At 35.6% G+C, this 11,955-nt stretch carries 10 protein-coding genes and 1 riboswitch; of the genes, 8 read left to right on the top strand and 2 right to left on the bottom strand.

The features are described 5' to 3' along the window. Window positions 1–24 precede the first annotated feature (24 nt). From GQR60_RS07340 to GQR60_RS07330, 3 genes are all read left to right on the top strand, one after another. Window positions 25–1,080 carry a PorP/SprF family type IX secretion system membrane protein gene (locus GQR60_RS07340; RefSeq protein ID WP_124992305.1) on the top strand — a complete coding sequence of 352 codons (1,056 nt, stop codon included), beginning with the start codon at window positions 25–27 and terminating at the stop codon, window positions 1,078–1,080. Window positions 1,081–1,166: 86 nt separating this feature from the next. After that, a complete protein-coding gene (locus GQR60_RS07335; RefSeq protein ID WP_124992304.1) occupies window positions 1,167–2,525 on the top strand; it encodes a hypothetical protein in 1,359 nt (452 codons plus the stop codon). A 1-nt stretch (window position 2,526) separates the two neighbouring features. After that, window positions 2,527–3,582: an endonuclease/exonuclease/phosphatase family protein gene (locus GQR60_RS07330; protein ID WP_124992303.1), complete on the top strand. Its 1,056-nt coding sequence runs from the start codon at window positions 2,527–2,529 to the stop codon at window positions 3,580–3,582. 43 nt (window positions 3,583–3,625) lie between these two features. On the opposite strand, the gene GQR60_RS07325 is transcribed toward GQR60_RS07330, so the two are convergent. After that, on the bottom strand, window positions 3,626–5,074 hold the full coding sequence (locus tag GQR60_RS07325; protein ID WP_124992302.1) for a monomeric [FeFe] hydrogenase: 1,449 nt from the start codon (window positions 5,072–5,074) through the stop codon (window positions 3,626–3,628). A 123-nt stretch (window positions 5,075–5,197) separates the two neighbouring features. Beyond that, entirely contained in the window at window positions 5,198–6,646 is a 1,449-nt protein-coding gene (locus GQR60_RS07320) for a CCA tRNA nucleotidyltransferase (RefSeq protein ID WP_191991598.1), read from the bottom strand. A 193-nt stretch (window positions 6,647–6,839) separates the two neighbouring features. Here GQR60_RS07320 and trxA (GQR60_RS07315) point away from each other — a divergent pair, with 193 nt between their 5' ends. The 5 genes from trxA (GQR60_RS07315) (at window position 6,840) to GQR60_RS07295 (ending at window position 11,909) form a co-directional block, all read left to right on the top strand. Continuing rightward, window positions 6,840–7,199: a thioredoxin gene (trxA, locus tag GQR60_RS07315; protein ID WP_124992300.1), complete on the top strand. Its 360-nt coding sequence runs from the start codon at window positions 6,840–6,842 to the stop codon at window positions 7,197–7,199. Window positions 7,200–7,434: 235 nt separating this feature from the next. Beyond that, on the top strand, window positions 7,435–7,878 hold the full coding sequence (gene trxA / locus GQR60_RS07310) for a thioredoxin (protein ID WP_124992299.1): 444 nt from the start codon (window positions 7,435–7,437) through the stop codon (window positions 7,876–7,878). Between the two features lie 89 nt (window positions 7,879–7,967). Then, window positions 7,968–8,064: riboswitch (TPP riboswitch) on the top strand. Between the two features lie 63 nt (window positions 8,065–8,127). Next, window positions 8,128–10,593, top strand: coding sequence for a TonB-dependent receptor (locus GQR60_RS07305; RefSeq protein WP_225441362.1), 2,466 nt, complete (start codon window positions 8,128–8,130; stop codon window positions 10,591–10,593). Window positions 10,594–10,647: 54 nt separating this feature from the next. Continuing rightward, window positions 10,648–11,238, top strand: a complete 591-nt coding sequence (gene pnuC, locus GQR60_RS07300; RefSeq protein ID WP_124992298.1) for a nicotinamide riboside transporter PnuC — start codon at window positions 10,648–10,650, stop codon at window positions 11,236–11,238. 53 nt (window positions 11,239–11,291) lie between these two features. Further along, the gene (locus GQR60_RS07295) at window positions 11,292–11,909 is read left to right on the top strand and encodes a thiamine diphosphokinase (RefSeq protein WP_124992297.1); all 618 of its coding nucleotides are present in this window, start codon (window positions 11,292–11,294) and stop codon (window positions 11,907–11,909) included. Window positions 11,910–11,955 lie beyond the last annotated feature (46 nt).

The raw sequence follows: 11,955 nt of genomic DNA, 5'->3' as shown, positions 1-11,955 counted from the left end.
ATTAAACCTGACTCTTAGATTCTAATGAGAATAACAATAATTCTAGGAGTGTTGCTTTTTGCATTCACTCAAGGAAAAGCTCAACAATTGCCACTTTATAGCCAGTACGTGGAGAATGGATTTTTACTCAATCCTGCCATGGCAGGAAGCCGGATGTATTCGCCTCTGCGCTTAAGTTTACGTCAGCAATGGTCGGGAGTAGAAGGGGCTCCTGAAACGCAGGCCTTGAGTTTTAATAAAAACATGAGTAATAAATGTACTACTTGTAACGTAAAAGGAAATCCATTATCACGACGGAATAAACAAATGGGAGTTGGCTTGGGAGGATATTTTTTTAACGATAAAGCAGGTGAGGTTGCCAGAACAGGAATTGAGTTTTCATATGCCTATCACCTGCAATTATCAAAAAGTAAACTGGGGCAAACAGGAACAAAGCTTTCATTCGGATTGGGGGGTGTTTTTTATCAGTTTAAGTTTGATAAAAGATACATCCCGGTTAATGATCCAAAAGCAGGGCCGGATGAAGTATCATATGTGCCGGATGCAAACTTTGGTGTTTATTTGTATAATGATGATTATTTTGTAGGGGCATCAGCAGCGCATTTATTTGAATCTTCTGTTAAAATGGGAGATAACAATATCAATGATAATATCATGATGCGTCATTTTTATGCAACAGCAGGTTACACATTTCATTTAAAAGACCTTGTTGATTTGGAACCTTCGGTAATTGTTCGTAAAACAATGGATTCTGATATTTATTACGATCTGTCAGCAAAGTTGTTCATCAATCATTTTTGGATGGCTGCATCTTACAGAACAAACGATCAGATTGTGGGAATGGTAGGGGTAAATTACAATCAATATTACATTGGGTATTCATACGATTATTACACAAACAATTTAATTGCTGACAGCAGTGACGGAACTCATGAGATCACATTAGGAATCAATTTCGACATTCCAAATAAAATGAAGAGGGAAAGTAGATTGAGAGAAAGAAGAGCTGCCGATCGAAATTTCAGTAAAACAAAAACTTCCCGATACAAGAGAAACAGTAAAAGTTACATTTTCTTTTAAAAAAATTTAGAAGAACTTGAATCTGGTATTTTTACATAAAATACCGGATTTTTTATATCTTCAAGTTCGATTTAAACAAGTAAACCATGCAATTCTATCGTCTTCTGTTTTTTATTGTCATCTCATTTCTCATTATTTCTTGCGACCAAGATGAGAATTTTACGACCGATCCAAATTTTAGATTGACATTTTCAGCGGATACAATTGCATTTGATACATTATTCACTGGCTTTGGTTCAACAACCAAGCAGTTAAAGGTGAAGAATACTTCATCCAACGCAATTAATATCTCGCACTTATACCTTCAAAATTTAGAATCACCATATCGACTAAATGTGAATGGAATTCAGTCGAACAATTTGATGGATATTAAACTTGATGCCGAAGACAGCCTGTTTATTTTTGTTGAGGTAGGTCTTGAAGCAAAAGATGAGGATGCTCCCCGGTTATTAGAAGACCAATTGAAGTTTGAACTGAACGGGCAGGTGCAGGAAGTGATTTTAGAGACTTTTGCGCAGGATGTTTATATAGTTGATGGTGATATTACTAAAAATGCGATTTGGACGGCAGATCGTCCTTATTTTGTTACGAAACCTGTTTGGATTGATGAAGGTATTGACCTGATTGTTTATGAGGGAACAAAGGTTTATTTCAAGAAGAATACGGCACTTCATGTTAAGGGTAATTTTGAGGTAAAAGGAAGTTTTCAAAAACCTGTTTATTTTGGAAGTTCACGATTAGAGGAATTGTACAAAAATGTTCCCGGCCAATGGAATGGAATCTACTTTTACGATGAAAGTACGACTCACTTTCTCAGTCATTTTATTCTCGAAAACGGCATTAATGGATTAAGTTTTCCTAAAACCATATTGGATAACAATCCAATTTTGATTGAGTATGGAATTATTCGGAATTTTACGGGGAATGGATTACTGGCATCAAATTCTATTATTGTTGCTCATGATATGCTGGTCAGTAATTGTGGTGAGGAGTGTGTTCGATTAAAAGAGTATGGTTCTTGTTTGATATCTCATTCAACTTTTTATAATTCGTGGTTTTTTTCTGCTCGTTCAAAGGCAGTTCTCTCATATAATGGTCTTGGCGAAGAGGGCTTGACAATCAGAAATAGTATCCTGTATGGAAATAGATTTGATGAGTTGGAATTTGATCAAACAGAAAATGTTTTGGTTCAGAATTCTCTTTTAAAATTGAGCAATTCAGCCCATATTGATTATGCCTCAATATTCACTGAATGTTTATTTAATGAAGATCCTGGTTTTCTTGATTTGGAAGAGCTTAACTTTAGCTTGAGTGAGAAATCGTCAGCCATAAATATGGGAAGTATTGAATTCATATCGACCTATCTTTTTGATTTGGCAGGCAATCGCAGAGATTATGATGCTGCTCCGGATATGGGATGTTATGAATTTTCAGAAATTAAATAATATGAAGTTTTCACTAATCTTAATGATTTGTCTGTTCTTGTGCGCGAGAATTAGTTTGGCACAATCTGTCATCGATGGATCGGAGGAAGGAATACGAGGTGATTTTAGGTTGATGTTTTACAATGTGGAGAATCTTTTTGATTGTTTTGATGACAGCCTTACGCTGGATAATGAATTTCTTCCAAGGGGAGAGCGAAATTGGACATGGGAAAAATATCAGAAAAAATCACAAAAAGTGGCTAAGGTAATTTTAGCGGCAGGTGGCTGGGAGTTTCCCGATTTAATTGGACTCTGTGAGGTTGAGAACCGATTTGTTTTAGATGGTTTATTTAAAATTGGATATCTGAACAAAGCAGGATATCAAATTATTCATCGCGAATCGCCGGACAGGAGAGGGATAGATGTGGCATTAATTTATCAGCCTGAAACGTTTCATCCCATCGATACGACATTTCTTAAATTGATTTATGAGGGAGATTCAATCTCAACTACCCGGGAAATTCTCTATGTAAAAGGGAAAACAAATACAGATGATACTTTGCATGTCTTTGTAAATCACTGGCCTTCTCGTTGGGGAGGCCAGTTGGAGTCTGAGAATAGAAGAATATCAGCATCACATTTGTTGAAAGGAAAAGTATCTGAAATTGTTAATCATAACGGCAATCCCTTGATTATAATAATGGGCGATTTTAATGATTATCCGGATAACAGATCTTTACAAACTGAGCTGAATGCTCTATCCCCGGAGAAAGAAATTTGCAATAATAAATTGTACAATTTGGCTTATTCTTTTTTAAACAAAACAGGAATAGGGAGTCATAAATATCAAGGGAAATGGGGAATGCTCGATCAATTTATTGTATCAGGAGCTTTGCTTAATAAGTCTGGTTTTTTGTATTGCGATCCAGATAATATGAGTCTTTTTAAACCCGAATTCTTATTGGAAACAGACAATACTTATTTTGGAGAAAAACCTTTTCGAAGTTTTATTGGATATAAATTTAATGATGGTTTTAGTGACCATCTTCCTATTATTCTTGATTTGTGGAGGAAATAAAAATGGCTGTCAATTGATGTTGGCAGCCATTTTAATAATTTATTTATTCTGCAGAAATAATATCTGCAAGATTTTTTTCATATAATTTACTGCCTGTTTTCGGATCGAAATTTGAACTTGGACCGGAAATACAACCACCTTCACAAGCCATTACCTCTATAAAATTACCGCTTGTTTTGCCTGTTTTAGCAAATGCTTTCAGCATATTAATCTTCTTTTTGTCAAGACCATTTACAATTACAGGTTTAATGTTTACGTAAGGCTTAAGTTCAAGTACCGATTGCGCCACACCACCACTTGCGGCGTAAGCTCTTCCGTGATTTAAAATACTTTTGTCAAGATTTATTGAATTTTCCATTTCCATCTCAACTTTCCAACCTTTAAAAAGAGCCGATAATTCTTCAAATGTCATTACGTAATCTACGTTCGGATCATTCATTCCTTCCCGGCGTTTGGCAATACATGGTCCAATAAATACAATTTTTGCCTTTGGATATTTTACTCGGGCAATCTCTGCTGCATAATACATCGGACTCTTGGTATGCGAAATGTATTTTTTCATTTCGGGTATATGCTTGTCTACAGCAGAAACATAAGCAGGACAGCAGGAAGTTGTCATAAAAGGGGCTTTTGCAGCCAGACGTTCCAGTAATTCGTCGGCCTCATTTTCAGTAGTTACATTTGCACCTTTAGCGACTTCTATTACATCTGTAAAACCCAATCTCTTGATAGCTCCTAATACATTTTCTATTTTAGAGTGGAATTGTCCAAGAACAGCAGGAGCAACTATGGCAACGGTTTCTTGCTCTTCCTCTTTTATGGATTTCATCACATCTATTATCTGAGAATTCTCCATGATTGAACCAAAAGGACAAGCCGTAATACATTTGCCGCAATCAATGCATTTATCTTCATCAATCCGTTCAATACCATACTCATCTTTTGTAATAGCGCCAACAGGACAAGCATTTTCGCAAGGTACAGGCATGTATATAATGGAATGATAAGGACAAACACTCATGCAAATACCACAATTAATACAGGTTTTTGGGTTAATCTGAGCCTGACCGTTTGCATTCCAGCTGATGGATTCCTTAGGACAGTTCATCATACACGGATGTGCAACACAACCTTTGCAAAGATTGGTTACGATGTAACTATTCTTTACACAAGAGGTACATGCCTCATCAACGACCGTTAATATTTTGTTGATTGGGTTTTTTCTTTCAAGTGCTTCTTCAGCATACGAAGCCAGAGTTTTAAGTTCGTCTGTGTATTCATCCAAATCGAAACCTAAAAGTGGAATCAATTTTTCTTTAATGATTACACGTTCCTTAAAAATACAGCAACGATCAGATTTAGGGCTTCTGCGTGGGGCCATTTCAAGAGGAATTCTATCAAGTCCTTCCATTAATTTCCCTTCATTAAAAAGATCTGCCATTCTTGCCAGAAGATCTCTTCTGATTATCATTGTATTGTCAACGTATGCCATTCCTGAATACTTTATTAGTGGGGTGTTTTCTTCTTTTTTTCAGGCCGCAAAAATAGATATTATTATTGTATTATATGATGCTGTTTAGCATGCAAAGGTTGTAAGTTTTAAAAAACCTTTGGACTAATCCAAAGGTTCTTTTTTGTTGCTTTTTTTTATGGGTTCAAGTCCCAGTTCTTTTCCTTTTTTCAGCATAAACTGATAGGCTGCATCATGTTCATTGGGAATTACTCCATCAAGAATAGCCTCTTTTATAGCCATTTTAATATCGCCAATTATTCTGCATGGCGATAAATTAAAAATATCAATAATTTCCTGTCCGTCAATTGGTGGCTGAAAGTTACGAACAGAATCCTTTTCCTCCACCTCTTTTAGTTTCCTTCGTACCAATTGAAAATTATCGAGAAACTTTTTCACTTTTTCTTCATTTTTAGAAGTGATATCGGCTTCGCATAATTTCATTAGTTCATCTACATCATCGCCGGCATCAAACAGCAATCTTCGGATTGCAGAATCGGTAACCACCTCTTGTGCCAATACGATGGGACGCATATGAAGAAGTACCATTTTCTGAACAAATTTCATTTTCTCGTTCAACGGTAATTTCATTTTCTTAAAAATACCAGGCACCATTTTCTCGCCAATAAAATTATGAGCATGAAACGTCCATCCAATTCCATCCACAAATCTCTTGGTATTCGGTTTGGCAATATCGTGCAGCAAAGCCGACCATCGCAACCAAAGATTATTTGATTTTGGAGCTAATTGATCAAGAACCTCAAGTGTATGGTAGAAATTGTCTTTATGACTGATTCCTTTTCTGGTTTCCCGTCCTTTTAGTCTAACAAATTCGGGAAATATTAATTTTAACAAGCCCGTTTCATCCAGCAGCTTAAATCCGATAGAAGGTTTATCTGAAAGAATTATCTTATTTAATTCCTCGATAATTCTTTCTTTTGTGATGATATTAATTCGATCCTTATTGGTACGAATAGCTTCAAGAGTTTCCTTCGATATTGTGAAATTAAGTTGGGTCGCAAAACGTATTGCCCTCATCATTCGCAAAGGATCATCAGAGAATGTTATTATTGGTTCCATTGGTGTTTTAATGATTTTATTATTTAAATCATTAATTCCATTAAATGGATCGAGCAACTCTCCAAAATTATCCTGATGCAGGCTAAGAGCTAAAGCATTAATGGTGAAGTCCCGTCTTTTTTGATCATCTTCGAGTGTGCCGTCTTCAACAATAGGGTTTCTGGAATCGCGATTGTAAGATTCTTTTCTGGCACCAACAAATTCAATTTCCAGATCTTTGTACTTTAGCATTGCCGTTCCATAGTTCTTAAAAACAGAAACTTTTGATACGCCGGCTTCTTTTGCTGCTTTTTGGGCTAGTTCAATACCGCTTCCAATAACTACAATATCAATATCTTTTGATTCCCGGTGTAAAAATAAATCTCTTACAAAACCTCCAATTACATAACTCTCGAGATTTTCACGGGTTACAATTTTGGAAATAATTGAAAATATAGGGTGTTTTAAATGTTCTTTCACTTTACTTTTTTTCAAACAGTTTACTCTAAATCATGTGCTTCAGGAGCTTAAAATCATAAATCCCTGATTCATTGCGCTGACAAAATTACAATTATTTAGATGGAATCTATAAAAACAAGCATTTTTTGAATCTGGCACATAAATTGTAAGATGTAAATATGTATATTTATGCATGTAAAATGATTGTGTTATTTTAATATTATAAGTTATGGTAGAACATTTGACAGTAGAAACATTTAAAACGAAAGTATTCAATTTCGAACAAAATAAAGATTGGAAATTTGAAGGCAACCGGCCTTGTTTGGTTGATTTTTATGCAGATTGGTGTGGTCCATGTAAAGCTGTTGCTCCTATTTTAGAGGAATTACAGGAAGAGTATGGTGATAATCTGGATATTTACAAGATTGACACTGAAAAAGAACGTGAGTTGGCATCAATGTTTGGAATTCAGAGCATTCCGTCTTTGTTGTTCATTCCTACAGATGGGCAGCCACAAATGTCACAGGGTGCTATGTCAAAAGAATCCTTTAAGCAGGCATTTTCCGAAGTTCTTGGTGTAGGTAAATAATATTTGAGACTAAAAGTTTTGTTAAAGCTCCTGAATAATAATGATGGTTCTGAAAAAAGTATCATTTTTGTAAGAGAGTAATAATAAAAAAAGAAGTTGAACTAGGGGGTGTTCTTTTGTTGGGTTACCTTTGTAAAGAAACAAAGATGAAACGCGCCATGAGAAGACTTTTCTCACACATGAGGATGACTAAGTTGGCGAGTTCCATGTGGCAATAAAAAACAAATTTAGACACATGAAAAAAATATTTTTTGCATTTTTTGTAACAATGATAAACTTAAGTGCATTTTCCCAGGCAGCAAATGAAGTCATCCACTTGGATGATAATAGTTTTAAGGAGAAGGTATTTGATTTTACAAATAGTAAAGAATGGAATTTTAAGGGGGATAAACCTGTAATCGTTGATTTTTATGCAACATGGTGTGGTCCGTGTAAACGTGTTGCGCCTGTGCTTGAGGAGCTTCAAAAGGAATATGGCCAGGACATTCAGATTTACAAAGTTGACACCGATAAATCGCCAATGGTTTCCGGGGCATTTGGAATTAAAAGCATACCAAGTTTTTTGTTTATTCCTGTTAAAGGAAAGCCAACAATGGCACAGGGAGCTTTACCAAAAGAAACATTCGTAAAAGCTATAAAGGATGTTTTGGGTGTTAATGCACCTGAATCAATTAAATAGGGTTGAAAAAAAGAAAGTTTAGGTTTTAGAAAGAGCCGGCATTTAGCCGGCTCTTTTGTTTTTGAACTATTTCCGATTACCTTTGTCGCAAAATCACAGTGGGGTGCCTTAAATAACAGGCTGAGATCATACCCTTTAAACCTGATCCGGATAATGCCGGCGTAGGGAAAATTGCGAATTAACTTTTCGCCAACCTGATCTTATTACAACCTCATTGCAATATATTATTAACGTTTTAACTTATAAACAATGTTTACAAGAAAGATGAACTGTGTTTTGCGCAGAGCTGCAGTGTTAATTTTATTGCAATTTGTATGTTTTATCGGATTCTCTCAACTTACCGTAACTGGTAAAGTTACCGATAAAGCAGGCAAAGCACTTCCGGGTGCCACAATCGCAGTAAAGGGAACTTATTTAGGAACCGTTGCCAGTTCGAATGGTACATACAGGTTTCAGAATTTAAAAGAAGGAAACTATAGTTTTGTGGTTTCATTTTTGGGTTATGAAAGTGCTCAAAAAGAAGTGAAGCTGGCTAAGTCAGAAGAAATTGACTTTAATTTGGAAGCATCTGCCATTATGGCCGATGAGGTTCTTGTTGCTGCTACCCGTGCAGATCGTAAAACACCAGTAGCTCTCACCAATGTGAAAAAGGACGAAATTGTTGCTCGAAATTTAGGGCAGGATATTCCCATGATTTTATCGTCTACACCTTCGTTTGTAACGACATCGGATGCCGGATCGGGAGTTGGTTATACTGGATTTAGAGTAAGAGGAACTGATGCGAATCGAATTAATGTAACCATTGATGGTATTCCTTTGAACGATTCTGAATCTCATGGTGTTTATTGGGTAAATATGCCTGATTTTGCATCTTCGGTAGAAGATATTCAAATTCAGCGTGGAGTGGGTACATCTACGAATGGAGCAGCTGCTTTTGGTGCAACAGTAAATCTTCAAACTTCGAAAGTTGCTTCGGAAGCATATGCTGAAATTGCAAGTTCTGCCGGATCATTTAATACGTTTAAAAATACGGTTAAAGTTGGAACAGGACTAGGAAAGAATGGATTTTCTTTCGATGCACGTTTATCTAAAATTACTTCTGATGGTTACATCGATAGAGCGAAAACTGATTTGCAATCTGTTTTTCTTTCAGGAGGATACTATGGCGAAAAAACAAGTATTAAAGCCAATTTTTTTGCAGGAAAAGAGCAAACTTATCAAGCATGGAATGGTGTTCCTAGTGTGAGATTAAACAATGATGAGGCTGGAATGCAGGAATATGCAGATAACTGGTTACTAAGTCAGGAGGCTGTTGATTTTATGAAAGCTTCAGATAGCAGAACTTACAATTTGTATACCTACAAGAATGAAACCGATAATTATTGGCAGAAACATTCGCAATTATTCTTAACTCATTTGTTATCAGAAAACACAAAACTGAATATTGGCTTGCATTATACGCATGGTGAAGGATACTATGAGCAGTTTAAACCAAACGATAAATTGAGTAAATATGGATTAGATCCAATTGTAATTGGAAGTGAAAGTATCACCAAAACAGATGTGATCAGAAGAAAATGGTTGAATAATGATTTTTATGGAACTGTTTTTTCTTTGAGTCATTCTTTCTCTACTGTTGATTTGGTTTGGGGTGGTGCTTTGAATAAATATGAGGGTGATCATTATGGTAAAATTCGTTGGATGAAAAATGCTGGTGATACTTTCCTTGATCATGAGTATTATTCAAGTACAGGAACCAAAACAGATTACAATACATATTTAAAAGCCAACATTGCAATCTCCGAACAGTTTAGCATTTATGCAGATATGCAGGTACGTGGTATTAATTATGAAATTGAAGGAATTGATGATGATTTTCGCGATCTGACTCAGAAGCATGATTTTGTGTTTTTTAATCCAAAATTGGGTTTAAATCTACAATTGAATAATTCTAACAGATTTTTTGCTTCTCTTGCAGTTGCAAACAGAGAGCCTAACAGAAGTAATTATACCGATGCTGAGCTAGGAAAGACACCAACAAGTGAACGTTTATTCGATTACGAATTTGGTTATAAATTTACTCGTTCAAATGTATTCTTTGAGGCAAACCTTTACTACATGGACTATAAGGACCAGTTGGTACTTACCGGACAAATTAATGATGTTGGAAGTGCCATTATGGTAAATGTTGCGGATAGTTACAGAATGGGAGCTGAGTTTAGTGGAGGAGTGAAGATTTCTAAAGAATTTGACTGGAGTGGAAATATCACTTTAAGCAGAAATAAGATTAAGAATTTTACAGAATATGTTGATGATTGGGATAACGGAGGTCAAATTGCAACAAGTTTAGGTACTACAAAGCTTGCTTTTTCTCCTGAAGTAACTGCTAATTCGATGTTTACATACCAAAAATCAGGATTTACCGCTCAGTTATCTTCTCAGTTTGTTGATGAGCAGTTTATCGATAATACATCAAGTAGTGATCGTAAATTGAATGCTTACTTTGTTTCAAACCTGAATTTATCATACGATATAAAAAGTAATATATTCAAAAGTATGAGAATACATCTTCAGGTAAATAATTTGTTCGATGAGGAATATGAGTCGAATGCTTGGGTTTATAGTTACAATACAGGAGGTACACGTTATAAAATGGATGGGTATTTTCCACAAGCAGGAATTAACTTTCTTGCTGGCGTAACAGTAAGATTTTAAATAAATTTGCAGGGACACAGTAGGTTGTGTCCCTGCAAAATATATTCTAACAGCATGAATTGGATTGTTGATAATATCATTGAAATAATTGGAACCGTTGCCGGTTTAATCTTTCTTTTTTTAGAAATCAAACAGAATAAATGGTTGTGGCCGGTTGGGCTTTTAACCTCGGTGATGTACATTTATGTGTTTTTTATTGCCAAGTTGTATGCCGACATGTCTCTTCAATTCTACTATGTTTTTATTAGTATTTACGGTTGGATTGTTTGGTCGAAAGGAACTAGTCAGAAAGAACTTCCAGTAAGCAAATTATCGAAGGAATTGTTTTTAATTCTTTTCGGAGCCAGCATGTTAATTTATGCGGTAATCTCATATATATTGGTAACTTTTACTGATGCTTCTATTCCATATTGGGATGCTTTCACAACAGCCTTGAGTATTGTTGCTACCTGGATGCTGGCGCGGAAAATTCTAGAGCAATGGCTGGTTTGGGTAATTGTAAATGCGGTTTCTTTGGGGCTGTATATCTATAAAGGATTGTATCCAACCTCTGTTCTTTTCTTTTTTTATACTGTTTTGGCAGTGGTAGGATATATTCAATGGAAAAAAGATATGCTTAATACTGAAGCAATTTCCCGCGAATAATTACTTTTGTGTTTGATAAAATTCAAATTCTGAAAGATTTAGATTAAGTAAGCATGCAAAAGAAAGCGGTAATTCTGGCTAATGGTTCATTCCCTACACACAAAATTCCTTTAAACGAATTAAAATCCTCAAAATATATTGTTTGCTGCGATGGAGCAATTAATAAATTGGATGAAGCGGGAATTGAGCCTTTCGCAATTGTAGGCGATCTGGATTCTTTAAATCCGGAAATGAAATGGAAATACCGCGATATCATTCACCATTTTGCCAATCAGGACAGTAATGATTTAACCAAAGCCATTAATTGGTGTCTGGAAAATAAATTTTCTCAGGTTACTATTGTTGGAGCAACCGGACAGCGTGACGATCATATGATTGGAAATGTGTTTCTACTGCCACAATATGCAAAAAAAATTCGTGTAAAAATGCTTACCGATTATGGTTGTTTTACACCTATTCTCCGCTCAAAAAACTTCGACAGTTACACCCGTCAGCAAGTTTCAATATTTTCTCCAAACGCGGAGACTCTAATTTCTACTGCCAACTTACGATATGCATTAACAGAGCAAAAACTGGAACTGATGAATCAGGGAACCCTAAATGAATCGATGGGGGACAGTTTCCGAATTGAATTTGAAGGCGGCCCGTTAATAGTTTATCAGGAATATTAATATATCTGACTGATTGGCAGTTGTTTTTGTGATTTTATTTTGAAGT

Origin of the sequence: Labilibaculum euxinicum, from assembly GCF_009795715.1 — a bacterium.
Lineage (GTDB): Bacteria > Bacteroidota > Bacteroidia > Bacteroidales > Marinifilaceae > Labilibaculum > Labilibaculum euxinus.
This window is presented reverse-complemented; position numbering and strand designations above follow the sequence as displayed.